The organism is Roseixanthobacter finlandensis, assembly GCF_043195105.2.
GTDB lineage: Bacteria > Pseudomonadota > Alphaproteobacteria > Rhizobiales > Xanthobacteraceae > NCEH01.
Window position 1 is genome coordinate 5,011,657 of record NZ_CM195536.1, and the last position, 26,246, is coordinate 5,037,902.

A 26,246-nucleotide genomic window follows, 5' to 3' on the forward strand; every position below is an offset into this window, starting at 1 on the left:
CTCAGGTCTGGATTTCGTCGGACGGCTCGTCCTCAACGGCGCCGGCGGCGTCGGAGTCGAGATCGTCCTGCGAAATCCAGCCGGCCACGACTCGGGCCTGCATGATGATGTGTTCCGCGTCCTCGCGGCTCACTTCGAAGCCGTCGAGCGCGCCGGGGAAGCGGGTGGTCTCGCCGTCCTTGCGCTCGGACCAACCGGTCAGATCGTCGGTGGCGCAGCCGGCCAGGTCTTCCACGGTCTTGATGTCGTGCTTGCCGAACGCCACCAGCATCTTGGAGGTGACGCCGGGCACGCTGGCGAGCGCGTCTTCCACGCCCAATTCCTTGCGCTCATTGTCGAGCGCCTCTTCCACGTCGGCGAGATGCTTCAGGGCGCGCGCCTGCAATTCGCCGGCGGTCTCCTCATCGAAGCCCTCGATGGAGGCGAGTTCGGAAATCGGCACATAGGCGATTTCCTCGACGCTCGCGAAGCCTTCGGACGCAAGCAATTGGCCCATCATCTCGTCGAGATCGAGCGCTTCCGCGAACATGGTGGTGCGCTCGGCGAATTCCTTCTGGCGCCGCTCGCTCTCTTCCGCCTCGGTCATGATGTCGATGTCCCAGCCGGTGAGCTGGGAGGCGAGGCGCACATTCTGTCCGCGCCGGCCGATGGCGAGCGAGAGCTGGGCGTCGGGCACCACCACTTCGATGCGCTCGCGCTCCTCGTCCAGCACCACCTTGACCACTTCGGCCGGGGCGAGCGCATTGACGATGAAGGTCGCGATGTCCGGGTTCCAGGGGATGATGTCGATCTTCTCGCCCTGCAGTTCGTTCACCACCGCCTGCACGCGCGAGCCGCGCATGCCGACGCAGGCGCCGACCGGGTCCACCGACTGGTCGCGCGAGATCACGGCGATCTTGGCGCGCGAGCCGGGATCGCGGGCGACCGCCTTGATCTCGACGATGCCGTCATAGATTTCCGGCACTTCCTGCGCGAACAGCTTCGACATGAATTGCGGATGGGTGCGCGAGAGGAAGATCTGCGGCCCGCGCGGCTCGCGGCGCACGTCGTAGATATAGGCGCGCACGCGGTCGCCCACTTTCACGGTCTCACGCGGTAGCAGTTCGTCGCGCCGCAGAATGGCTTCGCCGCGGCCGAGATCGACCACCACATTGCCGTATTCCACCCGCTTCACGAGGCCGTTGGAGACCTCGCCGATGCGGTCCTTGTATTCGTCATACTGGCGATCGCGCTCGGCCTCGCGCACCTTCTGCACGATCACCTGCTTGGCGCTCTGCGCGGCGATGCGGCCGAAATCGAACGGGGGCAGCGTATCGGCGATGGTGTCGCCGACCTGGGCGGCGGGATTGTGCCGGCGGGCGCCGTCGAGATTGATCTCGGTGGCGAAATTCTCCACCTCGTCCACCACCAGCAGATGGCGGGCGAGCCGCAATTCGCCGGTCTTGGGATTGATGTCGGCGTGGATGTCCGTCTCCTGGCCGTAGCGCGAGCGCGCGGCCTTGGCGATGGCGTCTTCCATGGCGGCGATGACGATGCTGCGATCGATCGTCTTCTCGCGGGCGACCGCTTCGGCGATCTGCAGCAGCTCGAGCCGGTTTGCGCTGACGGCAACCATCAGTGCGTCTCCTTCGCTTTGGCATTGCCGCCCTTCGCCTTGCGGGCGGACGGCTTCGATTGGGACTTGTCGGCCTTGGGCTTTGTGAGCTTGCGCGGCTGCAAGGGTTTCGCCGGCTTGACGGGAGCGGCGGGCGCCTCAACGGCTTCGTCGGCGAGATCGTCGAGCGCGCTGTCGGCCAATTCGTCGTCCGCATCCTCCATCGCGCGACCGGCGGCTTTCGCCCGGCGCAGCGCCTCGGTGATGAGGTCGTCGGTGAGGATCAGCCGCGCATCGCCGATGTCGGCGACCGGCAGGCGCGAGACCGGATCTTCCCCGGCCGGCGCATCGGGGCGCCGCACCAGGGCGAGGCCGCCCTCGGTGCCGAGCAGGATGCCGCGGAAGCGCTTGCGGCCGTCCAGCGGCACGGCCATTTCCACCTTCAGCTCATGGCCCGACCAGCGATCGAAATCGGTGAGGCGCACCAGGGGCCGGTCGATGCCGGGGGAGGAGATTTCCAGGCGATAGGCGCTGGCGATGGGGTCTTCCACGTCGAGCACGGGGGAGATGGCGCGGGAGACGGCTTCGCAATCATCGATGGTCATGGAGCCGTCGGGCCGCTCGGCCATGATCTGCAGCGTGCCGCCGTCGCGGGCCGTGTGCTTGACGCGCACCAGCCGCATGCCGAGGCCGGTGAGCACGGGACCGACGATGCCGGCGACGCGCGCGGCCACACCCGTCTCGATGATGAGGCGGGGCTCGTTCAGGTCTGCGGTGTCCACACCGTGGGTCGCTTGCGTATCGGTCATGTCCCTCCGGGACGTCTTTCTTTTCCTGTGGCGCGGATGCGCCTGATGTTCAGTGGCGCGTCTGCGCCTTACGTGTCGTGCGGCGCGTGGGCGCCGAACCTTGGCCTTTTCGCCGCCTTCTCCCCGCACCGGCCGACCTTGAGGAGGCGGCGGGGCGGACCGGATCGAAGGGGTTCGAAACGAAAGCGTGCGGGACTTCTGCGCCCCGCGGACGATCGCGTAAACGAAAATCGAGCGGGTCCCGGCCGGGGCCCACTCTCATCACCTTCGACGACGATGGCTCTGAGGTATCCCCGTTGGGGGACAGCGCTAATATAGACGGAACGGCGGGGGATGCAAGGGCGGGGGTTGGGGAGGCGCCACCCCGATCAACCTATTAATCATTTGGCGGATCGTGCATCGCACGCATTGCGCCACTTATGAAGTCCTGCAACCCTTCGGGCATGGCAGATTTTGTCGCGAGACTTCCTAATGTAATTTCATGGATCCTAACTCGGTAATTGCGACGATCGCGCATTTGGGAAAAAAAATAGATTCCATATTATTGTAATCATTAAATAATAAATTGATCCATTTGATAAAAAAATCATGATTGTATTTTCCACGATAACGGTCACGAGGATAAAAATTATCGAAAATTGATTTATGTAAATAAAAATTTGCTGAATCAGTTTCAGATATGCAATATTCTATTTCTTTATAAATCGAATTCCGCAGAATTACTTCTCGTAGTCGAATATCAACCATATCTGAAACGTTGCTAGGGGCTGGTGAAGCGAACTTCGCAACCTTATTTGCCTCTAAATACAACTGAAAATTGACAGACTTTGTCATTATCAAAAATGAATCATACAGGGCTTCAAACTCGTCAATAATAATGCTCCGAATATCTGGCCTAACATGGCAATGAAATTCATTTTGAAGAATTTCGGCCAAGACGTCTCCAGACACAAGGTAATTTTCTATGGAATACTTATCCGTCACAAATATATCCGGGCCAGCTTCATACACTCCCAGATCATCGTAATCTCGGTCGACAAAAAATAAAACATTCTTATTTAAATTATTTAAATCCCTTTTTATCATTTCCCTAAACTGGAGTAGACATTTCTTACCGGAACACGGCAATGCTTCATATTTTAAATTCCAATCTAATCGCTTAAGCCAGCTATGGTAAGCGATCTTATCGTCTAGGCCCTCGAATACTAGGACAATCTTGCTGTTATCAAAACTACGCAAGGCGATAAGGTCGGACTTTACCACACTGGGTTGTTTACGCCCCCGCCTAAGGTCGTTTATAGAATTATCGACTATAGAAACTATATTATCATTGTTCACTGGCGTCATTCTCCAATGAATCTGGAGGAAGCGCTTCCAAATCGACAGCAATTCTCAGCGATTGAGCAAATGGATCTAGCTCATTGTCGAAGACAAAAGGCGAATGAGTTATAGCTATTACTTGTTGACATAAGGGAGCACTTATAACGTCTGGCAATATTCTACGCTGCCAGTTCATTGATAACGAAAGTTCTGGCTCATCGATCAAAATTAATTTCTTCTCCGGATATAAAAATATTTTCGCAAATAATGATATCATCTGCTTTTCGCCTGACGAAAGCGAATTGAGCGATATTTTTTTACCGCCCCAGATACTTTGAGCGTGAATTTTCAAATTATTTCGATTTAGAACAAGTTTCTTACCATCACTAGAGCGGACGTCTGATTTCGATAGATCATCTACGGATATAGAATCTTCTGACGACAAATATTTATTGCAACTTACTACAAACTCCTCGATAGGAAGTTCGATTTGACGTGTTCTTTGTATAACCTCGTTTAGCTTACCAAGAAAATATTTTAAAAATTTATTTGACGGCGAAGGAATTTGATCCAAAGTATATATTTTATCAATATTTGGTAACGTTACGTCTGCTAAAAAGTCATTTTGTTGCCCCTCCTTTATTCTAGTAAAAAATAAATTAAGCTCATCTTTACTCGGAATATTTGACAAGTCAGCCGTATTTTTTTCGAAACTTCCGTCCAGTAATTCAGTAATAATACTTGCGCTAATCTGTCTATACCCAAAATTCGAATTAATTAGTATGTTCTGATTGACTTCCGCAAGTCGATCATCTATATCTCCCAATCCGAATTGCATGGCCCCATTAAAAAATCGCCCCTGCGCAGCCTTTTGGCGACCTCTTCTTCTCACCTGCTCTTCGGGTTCAGAAACTAATGGCAATTCAATTCTTCTATATGTCGGCAAATAAACAACTTCAACACCGGAAAGCGCCTTCGAAATTGCGGACATCGCAAAATCTACTTGGCTTACTCTGCCGGTTAGCCCTAATTTTAAACGCTCAATATTATCAAGCGTGTTTTCGTATCCAAAATGGCGATATATCACACTATATATCGGATCATCAAGTAAATTTCGGTAATCATCTTTAATAACGGGAAATGTCTCAAATAAAAATCTAAGTAACGCCTGTGATTCTACCTCGATTTTTCGAGCCATTTTTGCGACATCGCTGTCAAAAGAAACGTCAAAAAAATTAGATATGTCATCTCTTGAGAGAATTACTTCATCTTTGATGCCGCGAAATTTGCATTTAATTACAGAAAATTGTAAATCCATCAATCTAGAAAATTGCATCTTTAAGAATGCATCAAGTGCGCCAAGTAATGTTGTTTTTCCAGACCCATTTCTTGCAATTAGTATCGTTGCAGCGTACTCCGATGACAACGATATTGTTCGATATCCATACAAACCAACTATTGAGAAGCTTTGGACAATCGACGGTTCTGCTCCGCGCTGATAAATGTCAGCCCGCTCATTTGACCCACTTGACATCTGACCACCGGATTTTGCAGGCATTTTTCTAATCCGAAATCAGCATTTTCGATGTGCTGACGGCATTTCCGAAAAGAATGATATCTACCTTAACCCAAGTCGCACACTTTTTTTCACCGCACAAACTCCAGATACGTCGGCACGCGCCCTTCCCGCAGCGCCTTGGCCTCGTAGCGGGTGCCGGGCCAGCCGGCGTAGGGCAGGCGCCAATCGTCCGCCGTGCGGGCGGTCCAGCTGAAGGCGCCGTGGGCGCGGATCTCGCGCAGGGTCCAGCCCACATAGTCCGGCACGTCGCTGGCGAAGCGGAAGGTGCCCCCCGGCGCGAGCGCGCGGGCCAGCAGGTCCAGATTGTCGGCGCGCACAAAGCGGCGCTTCCAGTGGCGGCGCTTGGGCCAGGGGTCGGGATAGAGCAGGCTCGCGCCGGCGAGCGATCCTTCCGGCAGGCGCGCGAGCAGCAGCGCCGCGTCGCGGTCGAACAGGCGCACGTTGTCACGCGGGCCCGCCTCCAGCGCCGTCACCGCCTTCACCATGCCGTTGAGAAAGGGCTCCACGCCGATGAAGCCGGTGCGTGGCGCCTCATGCGCCCGGGCCAGCAGATGCTCGCCGCCGCCGAAACCGATTTCCAGGCGCACCTCGTCCACCGCGCCGGCAAACAGATCGCGCAGGGACATTTCGGGGGCGATGGTATCGAGGTCGATCAGATAGCGCGGAAGAATATCGCGCAGGGCCGCCGCCTGGTTGGGCCGCAGCGGCTTGCCCACCCGGCGCCCGTAGAAGGCGCCCTTCTCGTCATAATCGGCAATCATGGGTCTTCGTTCTGAAACCGCGGCACGCGGCAATATTTTACCGCTACGCCGAAGTTCGGGAAAAACATTCGGCCGAATTCACCCGGAGAAGCCGGGAAATCGCACGGAGATCGCACGGAGAAGTGCCGCCAAAACACGTTCGGCAGGCGGGAAAAGCCCCGCCTGCCGAACGAAATGTTTCACGTGAAACCTTCAGAGCGCGGATTTCAGCGCATCCACAAGGTCCGTCCGCTCCCAGGAGAAGCCGCCATCCGCATCCGGCGCCCGGCCGAAATGGCCATAGGCGGAGGTGCGGGCATAGATCGGCTTGTTGAGCCCGAGATGCTCGCGAATGCCGCGCGGACGCAGGTTCACCACCTCGCGCAAGATCTTCTCCAGCTTGGCTTCTTCCACCTGGCCGGTGCCGTGCAGGTCCACATAGACCGCCAGCGGGTCCGACACGCCAATGGCATAGGCGAGCTGGATGGTCGCGCGATCGGCCAGGCCAGCGGCAACCACGTTCTTGGCCAGATAGCGCGCGGCATAGGCGGCCGAGCGGTCCACCTTGGTCGGATCCTTGCCGGAGAACGCGCCGCCGCCATGGGGCGCCGCTCCGCCGTAGGTGTCCACGATGATCTTGCGCCCGGTGAGGCCGCAATCGCCATCGGGCCCGCCGATCACGAACTTGCCCGTGGGGTTCACGTGCCACACCGTCTCGGGCGAAATCCAGCCTTCCGGCAGTGCCTTGGTGATGTAGGGCTCAACCAGCGAGCGCACGTCGTGGGAGGTGAGGTGCTCGTCCAGATGCTGGGTGGAGAGCACGATCTGCGTCACGCCGACCGGCTTGCCGGCCTCGTACTGCACGGTCACCTGGCTCTTGGCATCCGGGCCGAGGGCGCCGGTTTCGCCGGAACGGCGGGCTTCCGAGAGGGTTTTCAGGATCTTATGGGCATAGAAGATGGGGGCCGGCATCAGCTCCGGGGTCTCGCGCACGGCATAGCCGAACATGATGCCCTGGTCGCCCGCGCCCTCATCCTTGTTGCCGTCGATGTCGACGCCCTGGGCGATGTCGGCGGACTGCGCATGCAGCACCACTTCGATATCGGCCTTCTCCCAATGGAAACCGTCCTGCTCGTAGCCGATGTCCTTGATGGCAAGGCGGGCCTTGTGGGCGATCAGGTCCTTGGTGATGGTCGAGGGGCCGCGGGTCTCGCCGGCGATCACGACCTTATTGGTGGTGGCAAGCGTCTCGGCCGCCACACGCACCTGGGAGGGATCGAAGCCCTGCTCTTCCGACACGCGGAAGAAAGTATCGACCACCTCGTCCGAGATGCGGTCGCACACCTTGTCGGGATGACCTTCGGACACGGACTCACTGGTGAACAAATAGGATTGACGCGACATATGCTTCCTCTCGCCCACCGACGGAGCTCGCGGTCCTTGTGTCAAAGGCCCGCGAGCCGGTCAAGACCGGCTCGCAGCTATAGCAGCATCAGACCGGCCGCTCTGCGGCCTCCTCCTCGCCGGCGATCGCGGTCACCAGTTCCACGATGCGTCGGCGGATCTTGGCGTCGGTGATGCGCATGAAATTGCGGGTCAGGACGAGGCCGTCGGATGTCGCAAGGAAATCCGAGACATAGGCGGGGGAGTGCGCTTCTCCGAAACCTTCGGAGTCAGTGGTCAGGGACGGCGCGCCTTCAAAGAAGAAGGCAACGGGCACGCTGAGCACGAGCGAAATCTGCTGCAATCGGCTGGCACCGATTCGGTTCGTGCCTTTTTCGTACTTCTGGATCTGCTGGAAGGTGATGCCGAGGCTCTCCCCAAGCTTCTCCTGACTCATCCCAACCATCATGCGTCGCATACGCACACGGCTACCTACATATTTATCAATAGGATTTGGCGCCTTCTTGGCCATGTTCTCTCCGGCTGGATCGGAAATGTGTCACACTTCGCATCGCGAAGGCTGCCCTGACGGCGCGAAGATACGCATACATGGTTAGCGCGTCGATCAACTTTTGCGTGCAGCTCGCAAGATCCGCAAGCCACCAGCACCCAGCCACGCAGACGTCAGAATCAAAAGAAACATGGATAGGACGATGGAACCACCGGCGCGGGCAGCGGGCGGTGGATTCTCCAACGCTTGCGGGAGGTATCCGTCCACTACACCGCGTATGTCCAATCCCAAATGTGCGACAATCCGTCCCAGCGGATCAACGATGGCCGAAATGCCCGTATTTGCCGATCGGACCAAGGGCAACCCTTCCTCGATCGCGCGGATGCGTGCTTGCAGGAAATGCTGGTGCGGGCCCGGCGTCTCGCCGAACCAGGCATCATTGGTCACGTTGAGCAGGAAGCGCGGGCGCGGACCTTCCGGAATGACGGCGCCGGGGAAGATCGCCTCGTAACAGATCAGCGGCGCGGCCAGCGGCGCCCCGGGAATATTCAAGGCCCGCAACGCTTCCCCGGCTGAAAATCCGCCTCTCACACGGGTCAGCTGCTCCAGGCCGATGCGTTCCAGAAACGCCTGGAACGGCAGATATTCGCCGAATGGGACGAGATGCACCTTGTCCACGCTCTGGAGCACCGTGCCGTCCGCCGCGATCACCCGGATGGAGTTGAAGTAAGGCGAGATCTGCCCCTCCGGCGGCACCCCGTAGCGCGCGGCGCCGGTGACCAGAACCAGGTTGCGCGGCAGGCTCTCGCTGATTCGTCGCGCCGCCCAGGGCTCTCGTTCATACAGGAAGGGGAAGGCCGATTCCGGCCAGATCAGCAGGCTCACGTCCGTCAGGCCGCCGGGGTACCGCGCGCTCGGCGTGGCGCTCAACGCCAGATAATCGTCGAGGATCGCCTCGCGCCGGCCATAGGCGAATTTCTCGTCCTGCGGCAGCGCAGGTTGCATCAGGCGCAGGTTGACGCCGGGCACCGAACCGATCTGCGTGCGTGCGAGCCGCAGCGCGCCGCCGGCATACATCGCGCCGAGGGTGACCGCCGCGAGGCCGAGAAAAGCCAGATGGCGCGGGCGGGCCACGGCCGAAACCACCAAGACCGGCGCCGAGAGCAGGAGGATCGTAAGGAACGTCAGCCCGCCGATGCCGATCAGCGCCGTGCTCTGCGCCAGGGCCAGATTTTCCGCCAGGGCATAGCCGAAGGTGTTCCAGGGAAAGCCGGTGAACACATGGCCGCGCAGCCATTCGGCGCCCCCGAGGCCGGCGGAAAGCGCGCACAGCCGGGCCGCTCCACGCGACCACAGCAGGCGCGCGGCAAGAAGGCCGAGCGCGGGAAACAAGGCAAGGCCCGCTGGCAGGCACACGACCGCGACCGGCAACAGCCAGGCGAAGACATCGGCATCCACCAGGAACGCCGCGCCGATCCACCACAAGGAGCAGAGGAAATAGCCGAAGCCGAACCACCAGCCGATGGCGGCCGCGACCCGCCACGGGCGCCGGGTGCCGCGCCGGGTGCCATCCACCAGCAGCACCAGGATAGGAAAGCTCAAGCCCAGCACCGGCCACAGGTCAAACGGCGCTGTCGACAAGGCCGCGAGCGCCCCTGCGGCGAAGGCCGCCGCAAGGCGGCGCCACCCCTCGAGCGCGCTGACCCTATGGGCGAGCGCACCAAGCGTCAGGGCAAGACGCGTTAGAACACCACGCGTCAGAACAGGGCGCGTCACGCCTGATCGCCGTCCGAAGCCTCTGCCGCGTCGTTCGCCGCCTGCGCGGGCGGGAGGATCCGCAACATTTTCACCCGGCGCGGATCGGCGTCGAGCACTTCGACGCTGTGACCACCCGGCAGGGTAATGATCTCGCCCACGGCCGGAACGCGCGCGGCGATGGTCACGATCAGCCCGCCGAGGGTGTCGACCTCCTCGGCCACATGGGCCGGGGCGAAATCTTCGCCCAGCACATTGAGCACGTCTTCCAGCGGGGTGCGCGCATCGGTGACGAAGCTGCCGTCGCCCTGACGCTGGATCAGCGCCGCCTCGTCGTCATGCTCGTCCTCGATCTCGCCGACGATTTCCTCCACCACGTCCTCGATGGAGACGAGGCCGTCGGTGCCGCCATATTCATCGATCACCAGGGCGAGATGGGTGCGCGCGGCCTGCATGGACACCAGCAGATCCACCGCCGGCATGGACGGCGGCACATACAGCAGGCGCCGCACAAGCCCGGCATCGGTCAGGGATTGCCGCAGATCGACCTTCGACAGGTCGATTTCCTTGTCGGCGGGATGGTCCTCGGCGCCTTCCGGCAGCGGGCCCGTCATGAAGGAGAGAAGGTCGCGGATATGGACCATGCCGACCGGGTCATCGAGATCATCATCGAACACCACAAGGCGGGAATGGGCGGCGTTTGCGAAAGCCACCATCAATTCACCCAGCGACACATCCTTCTGGATGGCCACGATCTCCGATCGCGGGACCATGATGTCGCCGATGCCGACTTCCTTCAGATGGAGGATGTTGCGCAGCATCTTGCGCTCGGATGGCGAAAACTCGCTCACCTCCCCGGAGCTTCCGCCTGCCTCCTCAAGCACCTCGACAAGGTCGGTGCGCAAGGAGCCATGAGGTCGGAACGTCCCGAGGAGGGCACGCAATCGATCGATGAAACTCTGCGGCTCCGCTGAGGCGGGGTCGCTCGACTGGTCGATGTTGGACATGGTCTCCCTTTGGGGTCGGCCTCAAGTTTCCGCGGGCAACGCATAGGGGTCGGAGATGCCGAGCCCCTCCAGTATGCCACGCTCCATTTCTTCCATCTCTTCGGCCTCGGCATCGTCCTCATGGTCGAAGCCCAGCAGATGCAGCGTGCCGTGCACGACGAGATGCACCAGATGATCCTGCGGCCGCTTGTCCTCGGCTTGCGCCTCGGCCAGCACGGTTTCCAGCGCCACGATGACATCGCCCAATGGCTCCGGCGTGACATCTTCCGGCACTTCGGCGGCGGGGAAGGACAAAACGTTGGTCGCCTTGTCCTTTTCGCGCCATTGCCGGTTCAGCACGCGGATGCGCGCATCATCCGTCAGGGTCACGCTCATCTCCGCCGCGCGCGCGAACCCATCCCCGCAGGCGGCGAGCGCGGCCTGCGCGGCCCGTTCCGCGAGCGCCGGAGCGTCCGGCACACCATCCCAGCGCGCGTCCTCGACCAGAATATCGACGGCGAACCGATCCGGCGCGGGCGAAGACACCGATGTCGCGCCACGCGCCATCTCAGGCCCCCTTGGCGGCAATGCGTGCCGCTTCGTGGGCTTCGTAGGCACCGACGATGCGCCCAACCAATTCGTGCCGCACCACGTCTGCCGCCTTGAACTGGGTGATGCCCACGCTCTCGATCCCCTCAAGAAGACGCACCGCTTCCGCAAGGCCTGAAGTCTGCCCCACGGGCAAATCGGTCTGGCTGGCGTCGCCGGTCACGATCATGCGCGAATTCTCGCCCAGGCGGGTGAGGAACATCTTCATCTGCATGGAGGTGGCGTTCTGCGCCTCGTCCAGGATCACCGCCGCGTTGGAAAGCGTGCGGCCGCGCATGAAGGCCAGCGGCGCGATCTCGATCTCGCCGGTCTGAAGCGCCCGCTCGACGAAGGCGCGGTCCATCAAATCGTAGAGCGCGTCATAGATCGGACGCAGATAGGGATCGACCTTTTCCTTCATGTCGCCGGGCAGGAACCCGAGCCGCTCGCCCGCCTCCACCGCCGGACGCGACAGGATGATGCGGTCCACCATGCGCCGCTCCAGTAAATGGACAGCGTAAGCGACGGCGATCCAGGTCTTGCCGGTGCCGGCCGGGCCGGTGCCGAAGTTCAGCGTGTTGCGCTTCAGGGCGCGGATATAGGCATCCTGCGCCGCCGTGCGCGCCCGCACCGGGCGACGGCGCAGCTGGATCTCGTCGAAGGCTTGGCCCTCGGCCGGGTCGAAATCGAACAGCGAACCCTGCGCCACCGCCTCGCGGATCGCACCTTCCACGTCGCCGACGCTGATGTCGCGGCCGCGTTTCAGGGCCTCGTAGAGATGCTCCAGCACCTTGCGGGCCTGCTCGCAGCCTTCGCGTCCGCCTTCCAGGCTGACGTGATTGCCGCGCGAATCCGCCTTCACGCCGAGCTTGCGCTCGATCAGGGCGAGGTTGCGCCCGTAATGGCCGAACAGCAGCGTCGCCAGACGATTGTCGTCGAACGCGAGAACCACCTGGGCGGGGGTGTCGTCGCCATTGATGGCCCAGGGATCGCTGATGGCCGCCCGAGCGGGGGCCTGCGCCGAAGGAGAAGGACGGTCTTTATCGGCGCCGGACTTTCGCAAGCTCAAGCCTCCATGGCGGCGAACGCGGGTGCGTGCGCGGACGGGGAAACAGCATCGACACGGCCTGCGAGGCTGTTCGGCCCCACGTCCGTGATGGTGACGGTGACGAAGGCGCCGATGCCCACCGGCGGGTTGTTCACCACCACCGATTGGAGATAGGGCGAGCGGCCGATCATCTGGCCGTCCTGGCGGCCCGGCTTTTCCAGCAGCACATCCAAAGTGCGGCCGATCAGGGAGCGGTCGAACGCGCGCTTGGAGGCTTCCAGCGCCTGCTGGAGGCGGGCGAGGCGCTCGGTCTTCACCTCTTCGGGAAGCTGGGCGTCCAGATCGGCGGCGGGCGTGCCGGGGCGCGGGCTGTATTTGAAGGAATAGGCGCCGGCAAAGCCCACCTCGCGCACCAAGTCCATGGTCTCCTCAAACTCGGCGTCGGTCTCACCCGGGAAGCCGACGATGAAATCGGTCGAGAGCGCCATGTCCGGCCGCGCGGCGCGCATGCGGGCGACGATATCGAGAAACACATCCTTGCCGTGCTTGCGGTTCATGGCCGCCAGCACCCGGTCGGAGCCCGACTGCACCGGCAGATGCAGATAGGGCATCAGCGCGGGCAGGTCGCGATGGGCGGCGATGAGATCCTCGCCCATGTCGCGGGGATGACTGGTGGTGTAGCGCAGGCGCGCAATGCCCGGAATTTCGGCAAGCGCATGGATCAGGCGCGCCAGCGTCCACACTCCGCCGTCCGGGCCGAGGCCGTGGAAGGCGTTCACATTCTGGCCGATCAGGGTCAGCTCGCGCACGCCCTGGTCGGCGAGGCGCTCCGCCTCCGCCAGGATCTTCGCCACCGGGCGAGAGACTTCGGCGCCGCGGGTATAGGGCACCACGCAGAAGGTGCAGAACTTGTCGCAGCCTTCCTGCACGGTGAGGAAGGCGGTCGGCCCGCGCTTGCGGGTGGCGGCATCGCTTGGCGCGGGGAGATGGTCGAACTTGTCCTCGACCGGAAATTCGGTGTCCACGGCGCGCACGCCGGCCTTCACCTGCGCCAGCAGCTCGGGCAGGCGATGATAGCTCTGCGGCCCCACCACCAGATCCACCACCGGCGAGCGGCGCATGATCTCGGCGCCTTCCGCCTGGGCGACGCAGCCGGCCACTGCGACCAGCGTGTCGCGCCCGTCCTCGGCCTTGGCTTTGCGCAGCCGGCCCAGCTCGGAATAGACTTTCTCGGCCGCCTTCTCGCGGATGTGGCACGTGTTCAGGATGACGAGATCGGCGTCTGCCGGATCATTCGTCTCTACATAGCCTTCATTCGCCAGGGTGTCCGCCATACGATTGGAATCGTACACGTTCATCTGGCAGCCGAAGGACTTCACATAAAGCTTGCGGGGTTCGTGCATGTTTCGCGTTCTGCCAACTCCACCATCGCGCATGGGCGCGACGCTCCCGTGACGCCCGCGCAGTCCGCCCCCGATTGAAAACCTGGAACGTTCGTCTTTACCGGCAAATTGGCGTTTTGGGAACTCAGACCGCAGGGGCACGGCCCATCAAACTCGTCTCGCTGAGCCGGCGCACGGCCTCTTCGCTCGCCTTGGTCACGGCCTTGCGATCCGCCGCGCCGTCGAGCGCCTCGGGCTCACCGAACGTGACCTCAACATCAATGGCGCCCTGCCGCAGCACTTCCAGCAGATGGGGCGCAAGATCCATGTCGCCGAACCAGGCGGCGATGCCGCGATGGGACCGCCCCATGGGGATGCCCTGGATCTTCACATAGGCGACGCACAGCGGCTGGACCAGCACCTTGCCGTTAGCCTCGAAAGTCTCGCGCACCGCCCCCACCAGCGCCGAGCGAAAGGGCAGGATGCGGTTGCCGTCGCTGGAGGTCCCCTCCGCGAACAACACCACCGGATCGCCCTCCGCGAGGCGCGCGGCAATGGTGGAATTGACCTGCCCGGTGGCGTGGCGGCGTTGGCGATCGACGAAGATGGTGCGCTGGAACGCGGCCAGCAGGCCGATCAGCGGCCAGCGCGACACCTCGCTTTTGGCGACGAACACCAGCGGCGTCAACGATCCCAGCACGCAGATGTCGAGCCAGGACGCATGGTTGGACAGCAGCAGCAAGGGCCGCCCGGCGGCCGGGGCACCCCTCACATGCCGGCGCACGCCGATCAGGAACAGGATGATGCGGTGGTAAAGCAGCGGGATGATGCGCCGGCTGGGCAGGTGCAGCTTCAGCGACACCCACTGCAAGGGAATGCCAATCGCCGTGACGAAGCCCACCAGCGTCAGGATCACGCCCACGCGCACGGTATCGAAGAAGCGGCCGAGGCGCGGCTGGTCCGGTCCGAGGTCGGGCATGGGCTCGGCATCGAAGCTGGAGCGCGGCATCGGCTCTGCCGAATGGCCGAAGAACGAGCGATGCTTGCGCCCGCGCTTCATGCGCCCGCCCGCCAGCTCGTCGAAAATATTGAGATCGTCCCGGGGGGCGCTCACGACGGGTCCTCGTCCAGCGGCAGGACATGCAGTTCAAGGCGGTGCCCCACAAGGCGATAGCCAAGCCGGCGCGCGATCTCTTCCTGAAGCCGCTCGATTTCCTCGGAGCGGAATTCGATCACCTTGCCGCTGCGCAGATCAATGAGATGGTCGTGGTGTTCCTCGGGCACCGGCTCATAGCGGGCGCGGCCGTCGCCGAACTCGTGGCGCTCGATGATCCCGGCATCCTCGAACATCTTCACCGTGCGATAGACGGTGGAAATCGAGATATTGTCGTCGATGGCGCTGGCGCGGCGATACAATTCCTCGACGTCGGGATGGTCCTCGGCTGCCGTGAGCACGCGCGCGATCACCCGCCGCTGGTCGGTCATGCGCATGCCCTTGGCGGCGCAGGCGTGCTCGATGGCACTGATGATGTCGCTCAAGAGCCAATCCTCACTCAATTCGCCGCTCTTATCGCCGCCCGCGCCGGTCCTCGCAAGGCATGCCCCGTGCAACCTCGGGTCACAGATCCCGGCGCATCACCAGCGCATCGGTTCCACCGGCATAATAGCCCTTGCGGCGGCCGCTCTCCACATAGCCGAGGGCACGATAGAGTCGCAACGCAGGCTGGTTGCTTTCCTCCACCTCCAGATGGGAGACCGCAACGCCCTCGCAAACCAGCCGCCGCAGATGATGGTCCAGCAGCAGCGCGCCATACCCCTTGCCGCGCGCGGAGGGCAGCACGGCCAGCGAGAGAATCTCCGCTTCCGGCGCTACCACATGGGACAGGACGAAGCCGATCGGCGGCGTTTTGGGCGCCGCGCACAGCAGGTGCCCCCGCGCCGCGCGCTCGCTCAGCAGGCGCTCGAACTCGTCAATGCCCCAGCCGCGATGGAACGCGGCGGCATGGATGCGCGCCAGATGCTCGCTGTCCCGCGCCTCCGCCGCGCGGATATAAGGCGGCCGGGGCCGCCGCGAGAACAGGTCCAGAAAGCTCACCGCCGTGCGATCCTTGCCCCATCCTGGGGCTTGGCGTCGGGCGCACGCAGATACAGCGGGCGCGGCTCGGCCCGCGCCGGGTCCGCCACGGCGCCGAGCCGCGCGACCCAGGCCACGTCGGGGGCCGGTTGCAGATCGACGCTGAAGGGCAGCGTCTCGCCCGGCGGCCAGGCCTCGGCCACCAAAGCGGCGCCCGAGCCGACAAGGCGAATGGCGCCGATGGCGGCGGAGCGCGCCGCGTCTTTGGCGGCCATGATGCGCGGCGCGATCAGGGTGCGCCCGCCGGCGCCGAACATCTGCAGAAACACATGGCCGTGCCGCGCATCGATCGCGCTGACCACCGGCATGCTGTCGTCCATGGCCAGGAACGGTGCCGCCAGGGCGGCAAGGGTGGTCACGCCCACCACCGGACGGCGCGCCGTGAGCCCGAAGCCCCGTGCGGCCGAGAGGCCCACCCGCAGCCCTGTGAAGCTGCCCGGACCGACGGTCACGGCGATGCGCCCCAGGGCGGGAAAATCCAGCCCGGCATCCGCCATCACCTGTTCGACGATGGGAATCAAAGCTTCGGCGTGTCCGCGCTCCATGAGCAACGAATCGCCCGCGACGATGGTGTCGCTTTCCGCGTCCAGCACGGCCACCGAACAGGCGGTCAGCGCGGTATCTATGGCAAGAACTAGCATGATGAGTGTGGACGCCCGAATCCCGCGCCCACAATCCATCGAAACCGCATCTAACGGAAGGGGATAGTGCTAAATCCCCGGTCCGCACCGCAAATCAGCGGGGCATAGCTCAGACCGGACGCACCTCGACCACCTCGGGCACGAAGTGCCGCAGCAGGTTTTCGATGCCGTTCTTCAGCGTGGCGGTGGACGACGGGCAGCCCGAGCACGAGCCCTTCATGTTCAGGAATACGACGCCTTCCTTGAAGCCGCGGAAGGTGATGTCGCCGCCGTCATTGGCCACCGCCGGGCGCACCCGCGTCTCGATCAGCTCCTTGATGGTGGCGACCGTTTCGGTATCGGCTTCGGCGAAGAATTCGTCGGCATCATCGCCATCCGCCGCCGCGCCATCGGCCAGCACCGGCACGCCGGACATGAAATGCTCCATGATGGCGCCGAGGATCGCGGGCTTCAGATGCGCCCAGTCCCCGCCGGTCTTGGTCACGGTGATGAAATCCGAGCCGAGGAACACGCCGCCCACGCCGTCCACGTCGAACAGGCGCTGGGCGAGCGGGGAACGGCCGGCCTCCTCGGAGGTCTTCAGGTCGAGCGTGCCCTCGCCGAGCACGTCGCGGCCCGGCAGGAACTTCAGCGTCGCCGGATTCGGCGTCGGCTCCGTCTGGATGAACATGGTTCGCATCCTTGCGCGAAAGGGTGGCGGCCTGCGCCGCATATATAGTTCTTAAGATAAGGTGCCGGGCCGCAAACTGAAAGGGCCGTGCCAAATCGGCACGCCGACACGAACGGACGGACCCGACGGGCGAACGCGCCGGGAACGAAGCGGGGGCGAATCGCTGACCCGCGCCCTATGCCCTTTTGTTCTGCACCTTCCGGCTGACCTTGCGGGACATGGGCCGCATTCCCATCCTATGACAGGATATCGGGCGGCGCGGCCGCCGCGTGGAGGAGAGAATGAATTATCTGAAGACGGCGATCCTGCTGGCGGGCCTGACCGCTCTGTTCATGGCCGTCGGCTTCGCCCTCGGGGGCACCAGCGGCATGTTCATCGCATTCCTGGTGGCCGCCGCCATGAACGTGTTCAGCTATTGGAATTCAGACAAGATGGTCCTGCGCATGTATGGCGCGCGGGAAGTGGACGATCGCACCGCGCCGGAACTGGTGTCCATGGTGCGCGAGCTTGCGGCGCGGGCGCAATTGCCCATGCCCAAGGTCTATATCATGGACAATCCCCAGCCGAACGCCTTCGCCACGGGCCGCAATCCGCAGAATGCCGCGGTCGCCGCCACCACCGGTCTGCTGCAGATGCTGACCCGCGAGGAGGTCGCCGGCGTGATGGCGCACGAGCTGGCGCACGTGAAGCATCACGACACGCTGACCATGACGATCACCGCCACCTTCGCCGGCGCCATCTCCATGCTGGCGAATTTCGGCCTGTTCTTCGGCGGCGGAAATCGCGAGAACAATTCGCCGTTCGGCATGGTCGGTACCATCCTCATGGCGATCCTCGCCCCCATCGCCGCCATGGTGGTGCAGATGGCGATCTCGCGTTCGCGCGAATATGTGGCGGACCGGACCGGCGCGGAAATCTGCGGCCATCCCATGGCGCTTGCCGCCGCGCTCGCGAAAATCTCCGGCGCCGCGCACCGGATCCCGAATTATGAGGCCGAGGGCCATCCCGCCACCGCCCATATGTTCATCATCAATCCCTTGTCGGGTGAGCGGATGGATAATTTGTTCTCCACCCACCCGGCCACCGAGAACCGCATCGCCGCGCTGCGCCAGCTGGCGCAAGAGATGGGCGCGCGCGGTTTCGCGAGCGCGCCCGCCGCAGCGACGCCCCACGGCCACGTGCCCCAAGGCCAAGCGCCGCGCGGCCCCTGGGGCGGCACCGGCGGCCCGCAGCGCCGCGGGCCCTGGGGCTGATGGGGATAGGCGAAAGCACACGGTTCAGGTGGAATTGAGGGTGCGACAGGTACGGAAACCCGTGGCGAGGTTGCCAAGCGCCCCGCATGGCTCTAGGTGCGCGCAATGAAAACCCCGTCCCGCCCGAGATCCGCCGCCCGAACCGCCCCCCGCTCGCCCGAGCGGCGCCCGCCGGAAGCCGCCGGCCTGCGCGCCCGCCTGGTCGCAGCCGATGCCCTGGACCGCGTGCTGCGCGGAGGCACCGCGCTGGAAGATGCGCTCGACAATGCCGCCGGCCTCGAACCACGCGACCGGGCGCTCGCCTTCCGCATCGTGGCCACCGCCCTGCGCCGCCTCGGCACCTTGCGCGCGGTGGTCGGCCCCATGCTGGACCGTGGCTTTCCGAAATCCGCGCCCAAGGTCGAAACCGTGCTGCTCGTTGGCGCCGCGCAGATCCTGTTCATGGACGTGCCAGACCATGCGGCGGTCGGGCTTTCGGTGGAAATCGCGCGCGGCGACGGCACCACCTCTGGCTTCGCGGGCCTCATCAATGCGGTCCTGCGCCGCCTGACCCGCGAGGGCGCCGAGCGCCTCGCCGCAATCGATGCGCTCGCCGCCGACACGCCCGACTGGCTGCGCCAGCGCTGGACGAAGACCTATGGCGCTGAACGCGCGGCCGCGATCTGCGCCGTGCATGCGCACGAGCCGGCCCTTGATCTCACGGTGAAATCCGATCCCGAAGGCTGGGCGCTGAAGCTGGGGGGCGAGGTGCTGCCCACCGGCACCGTGCGCATTCTCCATGCCGGCCCGGTGCGGGCCCTGCCCGGCTATGAGGACGGCGAATGGTGGGTGCAAGATGCCGCCGCCGCCCTGCCCGCCCGCCTGCTCGGCGATGTGAGTGGCCTGAACGTGCTGGATCTGTGCGCGGCGCCCGGCGGCAAGACCGCCCAGCTTGCCGCTGCGGGGGCCCGCGTCACCGCGCTCGACCGCTCCGGCCAGCGCCTGGTGCGCCTCTCGGAGAATCTTGCCCGCCTCAAGCTCTCGGCCGAAGTGGTGGAGGCGGATGCGGCGGATTTTTCCGGCGGCCCCTATGACGCGATCCTGCTCGATGCCCCCTGCACCGCCACCGGCACCTTGCGCCGTCACCCCGACATCGCCTGGAACAAGCGGCCCGGCGACATCGCCGGCCTAGCCGAGCTTCAGGGCCGGCTGCTGGACCACGCGCTCGACCTGCTCAAGCCCGGCGGCGTGCTGGTCTATTCCACCTGCTCGCTGGAGCCGGAGGAGGGCGAAGCCCAGATCGCGCGCCTGCTGGCCGCACGCCCGGAGGCCGAAAGAGCGCCCCTGAGGGCAGAAGATGCGCCGGAGCTCGCGCCGTTCATCACTCCTCAAGGTGATTTGCGCACTGTGCCCAGTGATTGGGTGCGGGGAGAGCCGGAGCGGTCCGGCCTCGACGGCTTCTTTGCCGCACGGATAGTGAAAGGCGGCACGCGCCGTCGGGGGTAGTCACCAGGCATGACCCGCGGAGCCCTGGCAGAACGCATGCGCCTCGCGGCCTTCGTCGCGGGGCAGGGCTGGCGCTTGCTTCTCGCGCACCTGCCCGGCCTGCCGTTATCGCTCGGCCGGGTGAGCATTCCGGTGCCCGAGCGCCTGCTGATCGCCCCGCAGGACCTGCGCACCGGGGATGCCACCCGCGCCAGCGAGATTTATGCCGGGCGATTCGCCTTCGCCGGCAAGATCGCCCTGCTGGACGGGCGCACCCCGTTCGAGCTGGAGCCGCCTTCCCACGAATGGGCGCAGACGCTGCACGGCTTCGGCTGGCTGCGCCATTTGCGGGCGGCGAGCACCACCATCGCCCGCGCCAATGCCCGCGCCATCGTGGGCGATTGGATCCGCAATCCCGGCGAAGCCCGCGCCATCGCCGCCGAGCCGGAGGTGACGGCCCGCCGCATCATCTCCTGGCTCACCCAGGCGCCGTTCATCCTCCAGGACGCAGACCACGAATTCTACCGCCGCTTCATGCGCAGCCTCGCCCGGCAGGTGCGCCACCTGCGGCGCAGCGCGATCGCCGCGCCGGACGGCTATCCCCGCCTCATCTCCACCATCGCTTTGGTGTTCGCGGGCCTGTGCATGTCCGACCAGAGCCGGCTGCTCAAGGTCTCCCAGCGCCGCCTGGAAGAAGAGCTGGACCGGCAGATCCTGCCGGACGGCGGCATCATCACCCGCAATCCCGACAGCCTGATCGCTTTGCTGCTGGATCTTCTGCCCCTGCGCCACGCCTTTGCCGCGCGCAACCAGCCGGCGCCGCAGGCGCTGATGAACGCCATCGATCGTATGATGCCCATGCTGCGCTTCTTTCGGCACGGAGACGGCGCGTTCGCCCATTTCCACGGCATGGGGCACACCGCCGCCGATCAGCTCGCGACCATCCTCGCCTATGATGACGCGCGCGGCGCGCCGGTGGCCAATGCGCCCCATTCCGGCTTCCAGCGGCTCGACGCCAAGGGCAGCGTGCTGATCGCCGACACCGGTGTCGCCCCGCCGCTGGCCGCCGGCTGGGAGGCGCACGCAAGCTGCCTTGCGTTTGAATTCTCCAGCGGGCGCAACCGCATCTTCGTCAATTGCGGGATGACGGCGATGAACCGCGAGATGTGGTGGCAAGTGGCGCGCGCCACCGCCGCCCATTGCACGGCGGTGATCGGCGACACCTCGTCCGCCCGTTTCCTGCAATGGAAATGGCTGGGCAAGCTGGTTGGCTTCCCCATCGTCTCCGGCCCCAATGCGGTGCCGGTGCAACGGGGAAAGAGGGACGATTCCCTGATGCTGCGGGCGAGCCACGATGGCTATGCCACGAGCTTCGGCGTCGTCCACCAGCGCTCGTTCCGCCTCGCGAGCGAAGGCGCGCGGCTCGATGGCGAGGACCTGTTCAAGCCGGCGGAGGGGGCGCCGGCCACCTTGCCCGCCACCGCCTTCGCCATCCGCTTTCACCTGCATCCGAGCGTGACGGTGGAGCGGCTCGCCGATCCGAGCACCGTACTGCTGGCCCTGCCCGGTGGCGAAGCCTGGGCCTTTCTCGCACCCAATCAAAGCGTTCTGCTGGAAGAGAGCATTTATCTCGCGGCCCCGGACGGCCCGCGCCGCACGGTGCAACTGGTGATTTCCGGTTCGCTGGCCGAAACCGGGCGGGTGCTCTGGACCCTGGTGCGCACCCGCGAGCGCCAGCCCCCGCTTCCCGTGGGGGGCAGCTCTTCCGCCCGGACCCGGTGACGAGCACCGCCTCTCCGTGATAGGGCGAGCGCAATTCAGATCCGGAGTTGCCCCATGCCCGCCGACGTGCGCCCCGTCACCCGTGCCCTGATCTCGGTGTCCGACAAAGCGGGCCTGATCCCCTTCGCCACCGCCCTAGTGAAGACCGGCGTGCAATTGGTCTCCACCGGCGGCACCGCCAAGGCCCTGGCCGAGGCCGGCCTTGCCGTGGTGGATGTGGCCGAGCTGACCGGCTATCCGGAAATGATGGACGGCCGGGTGAAGACCCTGCATCCCCGCGTCCATGGCGGCATCCTGGCGATCCGCACCGATCCTGGCCACCAGGCCTCCATGGCCGAGCATGGCATTCCCCCCATCGATCTGGTGGTGGTCAATCTCTACCCCTTCGAAGCCACGGTCGCACGCGGCGCGGACTTCGATGAAACAATTGAAAACATTGACATTGGCGGCCCCGCTTTGATCCGCGGCGCGGCTAAGAACCACAATGACGTGGCGGTGGTGGTGGATGTTTCCGACTATTCCGCCGTGCTGGCGGAAATCGAACTGCATGGCGGCACCACCCTCGCCCTGCGGCGCAAGCTGGCGCAGACCGCCTATGCCCGCACCGCCGCTTATGATGCGGCCATTTCCAACTGGTTCGCGGTTGAGGTGAAGACCGAGGCGCCGACCTATCGCGCGGTCGGCGGCAAGCTGATCGAGGCCCTGCGCTATGGCGAAAACCCGCACCAGACGGCGGCCTTCTACGCCACCTCCGAGCAGCGCGCGGGCGTCGCCACCGCCCGGCAGGTTCAGGGTAAGCAATTGTCGTTCAACAATATTAACGACACGGACGCGGCCTTCGAATGCGTCGCGGAATTCCACCCGGCCCGCACGGCGGCGGTGGTGATCGTCAAGCATGCCAATCCCTGCGGCGTCGCAGAAGGAAGCTCGCTGGCGCAGGCCTATGCCAAGGCGCTGGCCTGCGATCCGGTGTCGGCATTCGGCGGCATCATCGCCGTCAACCGGACCCTCGATGCCGAGGCGGCGCGGGCGATGGTGGAGATTTTCACCGAGGTGATCGTCGCTCCCGACGCCACCGAGGAAGCGATTAACCTCATAGCCGCAAAGAAGAATCTGCGCCTGCTGCTGACCGGTGGCCTGCCCGATCCGCGCAGCCCCGGCCTCAATGTCCGCACCGTCGCGGGGGGGCTGCTGGTGCAGAGCCGGGACAATGCCTCGATCGACGATCTGGACCTCAAGGTGGTCACCCGCCGGGAGCCGACGGAGGCCGAACTGACCGACATGCGGTTCGCCTTCCGGGTGGCTAAGCATGTGAAATCAAACACGATTATCTATGCCAAGGACCTCGCGACGGTGGGCATCGGCGCGGGGCAGATGAGTCGGGTGGATTCGGCCCGCATCGCCGCCCGCAAGGCCCAGGACGCCGCCGAGGCGGCCGGGCTGACGGTGCCGCTCACCAAGGGCTCCGTGGTCGCCTCCGACGCCTTTTTCCCCTTTGCGGACGGGCTGTTAGCGGCGGTCGAAGCGGGCGCGACGGCGGTCATTCAGCCGGGCGGATCGATGCGGGATGCGGAGGTGATCGCCGCCGCTGACGCCGCCGGCCTCGCCATGGTGTTCACCGGCGTGCGCCACTTCAAGCACTGACGAACCGCGCGGAGGAGGGCTCCTCCGCGCCTTCTCCGGTCTGTTCGGGGCGATGTCCGCGCATTTCGGCAAATGTTCGCCGCGGCGTCTTCGGAACGGCGCCGCGCGGGCGTGCCTTGCGGTGAATCAATGCGATTTGCCGGCGTTTCGCCGATGATCCGCGCATCATGAATGCAGATCTGCTCGCGCGCGCCGGCCGCCCGGTGCCGCGCTATACCTCCTACCCCACGGCCCCCCATTTCGGCGCGGAGGTCGATGCCGCGACCTATGCCGGGTGGCTGGCGGCGGTGCCGCCGGACGCGACGGCCTCGCTCTACCTGCATGTGCCATTCTGCGCCGAGCTGTGTTTTTACTGCGGCTGCCACACCACGGTGGCGCGCGGGATAACGCCGCTGGTGGCCTATGCGGCGCGGCTGGAGGAGGAGATCGCGCTTGTGACCGCGCGCCTGCCCGGCCGGCTGGAGGTGGGGCACCTGCATTGGGGCGGCGGCACGCCGACCATGCTGGGCAATCCCGATTTCCTGCGCCTCATGGCGCTGCTGCGCACGCGCTTCGCGGTCCGTCCCGATGCCGAGATCGCGATCGAGATCGATCCCCGCGTCATGGACCAGGCCAAGGTGGATACGCTGGCCTCAGCCGGCATCAACCGGGCCAGCCTCGGCGTGCAGGATTTCGACCCCAAGGTGCAGGAGGCGATCGGTCGCCGGCAAAGTTTCGCCGAAACCGCCGCCGTCGCCGATGCCCTGCGCAAGGCCGGCATCGGCGCCATCAATCTCGACCTGATCTACGGCCTGCCCCACCAGACCACGGCCTCGGTGACGCGCACGCTGAACGACGCGCTGGCGCTGGAGCCGAGCCGAATCGCGGTGTTCGGCTATGCCCATGTGCCGTGGATGAAAAAGCACCAGGCGCTGATCTCCGAAGCCACCCTGCCCGGCCCCGCCGCCCGGCTCGAACAGGCGGAAACTATTTCCCGCCTGCTAAATGAAGCCGGCTATGTATCCATCGGCCTGGATCATTTCGCCCGTCCTGGCGATGCCATGGCGGAGCGCGCCGAGGCCGGAACGCTGAAGCGCAATTTCCAGGGCTATACCACCGACGATGCCCCGATCCTGCTGGGCTTCGGCCCGTCCGCCATCGGCGCTTTGCCCCAGGGCTATGTGCAGAACCTGCCCGCGACCCCGCACTGGCACCAGGCGGTGGCGCGGGGCGAATTGCCGATCGCGCGCGGACGCGCCCTGACCGCCGACGACCGGCTGCGGCGGGCGGTGATCGAGCGGCTGATGTGCGATCTTTCGGTCGATCTTGATGCCGTCTGCGCCGCCCACGGCACCGATGCCGGGGTGTTCGCCCAGGAGCTTGGCGCCCTCGCGCCCCTGATCGCGGACGGACTGGCGGTGCGGGAGGGAGCATCGGTGCGCGTGCCGGAAACCGCGCGCGCCTTCACCCGCACCGTATGCGCGGTGTTCGACGCCTATCTCGCCCCGCAATCGGGCGCGGCCTCTGACTCGGCCCCGGCCCCGCGCCGGCACGCGGCGGCGGTGTGAGGGCGAGGGCTGCTTGGCCTTAAGGGGTGTGGGTGCGCCGGAAAGCAGGTGCACGCCCTTCGTTCATCATGGCGGGGCGTGTGCCCGGTCATCCACGCCGGGCCGCCCGCACCGGTCTTGAAAGGCTGGCACCAACGGGTCCACGTGGATGCACGGGACAAGCCCGTGCATGACGAGGCTCTGCTGCAATCGCGCCGGATCACCAATGTCGATCAGCACCACGGCAGCGGGAGGACCCGCCTGCGCTATTTTGGGATGCGTCTTCCTAGGGATGTGCCTTCGTCCCCGTGCGTATCCCGGCCATCCGGTCGGCGCTGCGGGAACACGGCCGGCGAGGCCCGGGCGCCTGAGGCGGCACAGATTGCCGGGACGCGCCTGGGGAAGAAAGGGATGCTTCCTTCACGACAGCCCGGCCGCAAGGCGGCGGGACAAGACAGTGAAACTGACCGTGAAACGGGCCGCACACTTGGCCACGCACTTGGCGGCGCCTTCGACGCGCCCCCGCGCGGAAAGCCCGCGCGACGAAAGCCGCTGGTCTCAGCTGTCGAGACGACGCAACGCGTTGCGGTCGCGCAGCACAATGCAGCGCGAGGACGGCAAAGCGATCGCCGCGGAGCCCTCGAGCTGGGTCAGGGTGCGCGAGACGGTCTCGATGGTGAGGCCGAGATAATCGGCGATATCCTGGCGCGACATGGGCAAATGCACTTCGCTCAGATCGACCGGGCTGGAGCGGCGGGCAAGGTCCAGCAGGAAGGTGGCGACCCGCTCCTGCGCGGTCTTGCGGCCCAGCAGCAGAAGATGGTCCTGCGCGCGGTGCAATTCGGTGAAGGTGAGGTTCCAGATGGCGCGGGCGAGCACGCTGTCGTCGGTGGCCCGGCTGAACAGCAGCGACCGCTTCACGCGGGCCAGGCGGCATTCGCTGACCGCCTCGGCGGAAAAGCGGGTGCGCTCGGCGGTTTCCCAGCCGAAGGCATCGCCCTTCAGGCAGAAGGTCTCGATCTGCCGGCGCCCGTCACCGAGCAGCTTGCAGATGCGCACGACGCCCGAGAGCACCACGAAGACATGATCGGCCGGTTCATCCTCGCCGAAAATCTCGGCATTGCGGGTGAAACTGACGACGGTTCCCATGCGCGCCACGGCGGCGGCGGGGTTGAGCACGTCTTCTTCCTCCCGGATGGCGGCGGGCAAGGGGGCGGGAAAGGCGCGGTTCGCGACGATAGCGGCGGCGGTGGCGGGCATCGAACAGGCCTCCAAAGGTTCGATTAGAGGATTAGGTCTTTGCTCTTGATCAATAAATTCGGATCGAACCCTTAAGTAGGGCGCCTTAAGGGATTTCCCGGAGGCGCGGAGTGGGCCAAAGTGTATGTAAGCGGCGGCGGTAGCCGGCAGGCGCGTCGCGCCCGCCGCGCCTGCGCA

At 64.4% G+C, this 26,246-nt stretch carries 23 protein-coding genes; 5 read left to right on the forward strand and 18 right to left on the reverse strand.

Annotated elements, in window-relative coordinates:
* Position 1: 1 nt before the first annotated feature.
* The 17 genes from nusA to V5G24_RS23365 all read right to left on the reverse strand — a co-directional run bounded on the left by nusA (position 2) and on the right by V5G24_RS23365 (position 17,140).
* Complete coding sequence (nusA, locus tag V5G24_RS23285) at positions 2–1,615, reverse strand: transcription termination factor NusA (RefSeq protein ID WP_394084091.1); 1,614 nt, start codon at positions 1,613–1,615, stop codon at positions 2–4.
* Positions 1,615–2,403 (reverse strand): ribosome maturation factor RimP, encoded by a 789-nt coding sequence (rimP, locus tag V5G24_RS23290; protein WP_394084093.1) that lies wholly within the window; start codon positions 2,401–2,403, stop codon positions 1,615–1,617. The genes nusA and rimP overlap by 1 nt, the downstream gene beginning before the upstream one ends.
* A 468-nt stretch (positions 2,404–2,871) precedes the next feature.
* The gene (locus V5G24_RS23295) at positions 2,872–3,741 is read right to left on the reverse strand and encodes a DUF4435 domain-containing protein (protein ID WP_394084095.1); all 870 of its coding nucleotides are present in this window, start codon (positions 3,739–3,741) and stop codon (positions 2,872–2,874) included.
* Positions 3,731–5,281, reverse strand: a complete 1,551-nt coding sequence (locus V5G24_RS23300) for an AAA family ATPase (RefSeq protein WP_394084097.1) — start codon at positions 5,279–5,281, stop codon at positions 3,731–3,733. The genes V5G24_RS23295 and V5G24_RS23300 overlap by 11 nt, the downstream gene beginning before the upstream one ends.
* An 89-nt stretch (positions 5,282–5,370) precedes the next feature.
* Positions 5,371–6,063 carry a tRNA (guanine(46)-N(7))-methyltransferase TrmB gene (gene trmB, locus V5G24_RS23305; protein WP_394084099.1) on the reverse strand — a complete coding sequence of 231 codons (693 nt, stop codon included), beginning with the start codon at positions 6,061–6,063 and terminating at the stop codon, positions 5,371–5,373.
* Positions 6,064–6,255: 192 nt separating this feature from the next.
* A complete protein-coding gene (metK, locus tag V5G24_RS23310; RefSeq protein ID WP_394084101.1) occupies positions 6,256–7,446 on the reverse strand; it encodes a methionine adenosyltransferase in 1,191 nt (396 codons plus the stop codon).
* 88 nt (positions 7,447–7,534) lie between these two features.
* Positions 7,535–7,957, reverse strand: a complete 423-nt coding sequence (locus V5G24_RS23315; protein WP_394084103.1) for a helix-turn-helix domain-containing protein — start codon at positions 7,955–7,957, stop codon at positions 7,535–7,537.
* 93 nt (positions 7,958–8,050) lie between these two features.
* Entirely contained in the window at positions 8,051–9,712 is a 1,662-nt protein-coding gene (lnt, locus tag V5G24_RS23320) for an apolipoprotein N-acyltransferase (protein WP_394084105.1), read from the reverse strand.
* Positions 9,709–10,698: a hemolysin family protein gene (locus V5G24_RS23325; RefSeq protein WP_394084107.1), complete on the reverse strand. Its 990-nt coding sequence runs from the start codon at positions 10,696–10,698 to the stop codon at positions 9,709–9,711. Before V5G24_RS23325 ends, lnt begins: the two co-directional genes overlap by 4 nt.
* Before the next feature lie 21 nt (positions 10,699–10,719).
* Positions 10,720–11,244: an rRNA maturation RNase YbeY gene (gene ybeY, locus V5G24_RS23330; RefSeq protein ID WP_394084109.1), complete on the reverse strand. Its 525-nt coding sequence runs from the start codon at positions 11,242–11,244 to the stop codon at positions 10,720–10,722.
* Position 11,245: 1 nt separating this feature from the next.
* Positions 11,246–12,262 (reverse strand): PhoH family protein, encoded by a 1,017-nt coding sequence (locus V5G24_RS23335; protein WP_509292331.1) that lies wholly within the window; start codon positions 12,260–12,262, stop codon positions 11,246–11,248.
* 68 nt (positions 12,263–12,330) lie between these two features.
* Positions 12,331–13,716 carry a tRNA (N6-isopentenyl adenosine(37)-C2)-methylthiotransferase MiaB gene (miaB, locus tag V5G24_RS23340; RefSeq protein WP_394084113.1) on the reverse strand — a complete coding sequence of 462 codons (1,386 nt, stop codon included), beginning with the start codon at positions 13,714–13,716 and terminating at the stop codon, positions 12,331–12,333.
* Between the two features lie 124 nt (positions 13,717–13,840).
* The gene (gene olsA / locus V5G24_RS23345; RefSeq protein ID WP_394084115.1) at positions 13,841–14,809 is read right to left on the reverse strand and encodes a lyso-ornithine lipid O-acyltransferase; all 969 of its coding nucleotides are present in this window, start codon (positions 14,807–14,809) and stop codon (positions 13,841–13,843) included.
* On the reverse strand, positions 14,806–15,186 hold the full coding sequence (locus V5G24_RS23350; protein WP_394043345.1) for a Fur family transcriptional regulator: 381 nt from the start codon (positions 15,184–15,186) through the stop codon (positions 14,806–14,808). Before V5G24_RS23350 ends, olsA begins: the two co-directional genes overlap by 4 nt.
* Before the next feature lie 127 nt (positions 15,187–15,313).
* The gene (locus tag V5G24_RS23355) at positions 15,314–15,790 is read right to left on the reverse strand and encodes a GNAT family N-acetyltransferase (protein ID WP_394084117.1); all 477 of its coding nucleotides are present in this window, start codon (positions 15,788–15,790) and stop codon (positions 15,314–15,316) included.
* On the reverse strand, positions 15,787–16,470 hold the full coding sequence (gene tsaB / locus V5G24_RS23360) for a tRNA (adenosine(37)-N6)-threonylcarbamoyltransferase complex dimerization subunit type 1 TsaB (RefSeq protein WP_394084119.1): 684 nt from the start codon (positions 16,468–16,470) through the stop codon (positions 15,787–15,789). Before tsaB ends, V5G24_RS23355 begins: the two co-directional genes overlap by 4 nt.
* 109 nt (positions 16,471–16,579) lie before the next feature.
* Positions 16,580–17,140, reverse strand: coding sequence for a NifU family protein (locus V5G24_RS23365; protein ID WP_394084121.1), 561 nt, complete (start codon positions 17,138–17,140; stop codon positions 16,580–16,582).
* A gap of 281 nt (positions 17,141–17,421) precedes the next feature.
* Between V5G24_RS23365 and htpX the strand changes: the two genes are divergently transcribed.
* From htpX to hemN, 5 genes are all read left to right on the forward strand, one after another.
* Positions 17,422–18,393 (forward strand): zinc metalloprotease HtpX, encoded by a 972-nt coding sequence (gene htpX / locus V5G24_RS23370; RefSeq protein ID WP_394084123.1) that lies wholly within the window; start codon positions 17,422–17,424, stop codon positions 18,391–18,393.
* 105 nt (positions 18,394–18,498) lie between these two features.
* Positions 18,499–19,878 (forward strand): 16S rRNA (cytosine(967)-C(5))-methyltransferase RsmB, encoded by a 1,380-nt coding sequence (gene rsmB / locus V5G24_RS23375; RefSeq protein ID WP_394084125.1) that lies wholly within the window; start codon positions 18,499–18,501, stop codon positions 19,876–19,878.
* A 9-nt stretch (positions 19,879–19,887) separates the two neighbouring features.
* On the forward strand, positions 19,888–21,639 hold the full coding sequence (locus tag V5G24_RS23380) for a heparinase II/III family protein (RefSeq protein ID WP_394084127.1): 1,752 nt from the start codon (positions 19,888–19,890) through the stop codon (positions 21,637–21,639).
* 54 nt (positions 21,640–21,693) lie between these two features.
* A complete protein-coding gene (gene purH / locus V5G24_RS23385) occupies positions 21,694–23,283 on the forward strand; it encodes a bifunctional phosphoribosylaminoimidazolecarboxamide formyltransferase/IMP cyclohydrolase (protein ID WP_394084129.1) in 1,590 nt (529 codons plus the stop codon).
* A gap of 167 nt (positions 23,284–23,450) precedes the next feature.
* On the forward strand, positions 23,451–24,830 hold the full coding sequence (gene hemN / locus V5G24_RS23390) for an oxygen-independent coproporphyrinogen III oxidase (protein ID WP_394084131.1): 1,380 nt from the start codon (positions 23,451–23,453) through the stop codon (positions 24,828–24,830).
* A 537-nt stretch (positions 24,831–25,367) separates the two neighbouring features.
* Here hemN and V5G24_RS23395 read toward each other — a convergent pair.
* Entirely contained in the window at positions 25,368–26,069 is a 702-nt protein-coding gene (locus V5G24_RS23395; RefSeq protein WP_394084133.1) for a helix-turn-helix domain-containing protein, read from the reverse strand.
* Positions 26,070–26,246 lie beyond the last annotated feature (177 nt).

Bases quoted from the DNA above. Each gene is read 5' to 3' on its own strand.
- nusA (WP_394084091.1), bottom strand. From the start codon at position 1,615: ATGGTTGCCGTCAGCGCAAACCGGCTCGAGCTGCTGCAGATCGCCGAA.
- rimP (WP_394084093.1), bottom strand. From the start codon at position 2,403: ATGACCGATACGCAAGCGACCCACGGTGTGGACACCGCAGACCTGAAC.
- V5G24_RS23300 (WP_394084097.1), bottom strand. From the start codon at position 5,281: ATGCCTGCAAAATCCGGTGGTCAGATGTCAAGTGGGTCAAATGAGCGG.
- trmB (WP_394084099.1), bottom strand. From the start codon at position 6,063: ATGATTGCCGATTATGACGAGAAGGGCGCCTTCTACGGGCGCCGGGTG.
- metK (WP_394084101.1), bottom strand. From the start codon at position 7,446: ATGTCGCGTCAATCCTATTTGTTCACCAGTGAGTCCGTGTCCGAAGGT.
- V5G24_RS23315 (WP_394084103.1), bottom strand. From the start codon at position 7,957: ATGGCCAAGAAGGCGCCAAATCCTATTGATAAATATGTAGGTAGCCGT.
- V5G24_RS23325 (WP_394084107.1), bottom strand. From the start codon at position 10,698: ATGTCCAACATCGACCAGTCGAGCGACCCCGCCTCAGCGGAGCCGCAG.
- ybeY (WP_394084109.1), bottom strand. From the start codon at position 11,244: ATGGCGCGTGGCGCGACATCGGTGTCTTCGCCCGCGCCGGATCGGTTC.
- miaB (WP_394084113.1), bottom strand. From the start codon at position 13,716: ATGCACGAACCCCGCAAGCTTTATGTGAAGTCCTTCGGCTGCCAGATG.
- V5G24_RS23350 (WP_394043345.1), bottom strand. From the start codon at position 15,186: ATGCGCATGACCGACCAGCGGCGGGTGATCGCGCGCGTGCTCACGGCA.
- tsaB (WP_394084119.1), bottom strand. From the start codon at position 16,470: ATGCTAGTTCTTGCCATAGATACCGCGCTGACCGCCTGTTCGGTGGCC.
- V5G24_RS23365 (WP_394084121.1), bottom strand. From the start codon at position 17,140: ATGTTCATCCAGACGGAGCCGACGCCGAATCCGGCGACGCTGAAGTTC.
- htpX (WP_394084123.1), top strand. From the start codon at position 17,422: ATGAATTATCTGAAGACGGCGATCCTGCTGGCGGGCCTGACCGCTCTG.
- rsmB (WP_394084125.1), top strand. From the start codon at position 18,499: ATGAAAACCCCGTCCCGCCCGAGATCCGCCGCCCGAACCGCCCCCCGC.
- V5G24_RS23380 (WP_394084127.1), top strand. From the start codon at position 19,888: ATGACCCGCGGAGCCCTGGCAGAACGCATGCGCCTCGCGGCCTTCGTC.
- purH (WP_394084129.1), top strand. From the start codon at position 21,694: ATGCCCGCCGACGTGCGCCCCGTCACCCGTGCCCTGATCTCGGTGTCC.
- hemN (WP_394084131.1), top strand. From the start codon at position 23,451: ATGAATGCAGATCTGCTCGCGCGCGCCGGCCGCCCGGTGCCGCGCTAT.
- V5G24_RS23395 (WP_394084133.1), bottom strand. From the start codon at position 26,069: ATGCCCGCCACCGCCGCCGCTATCGTCGCGAACCGCGCCTTTCCCGCC.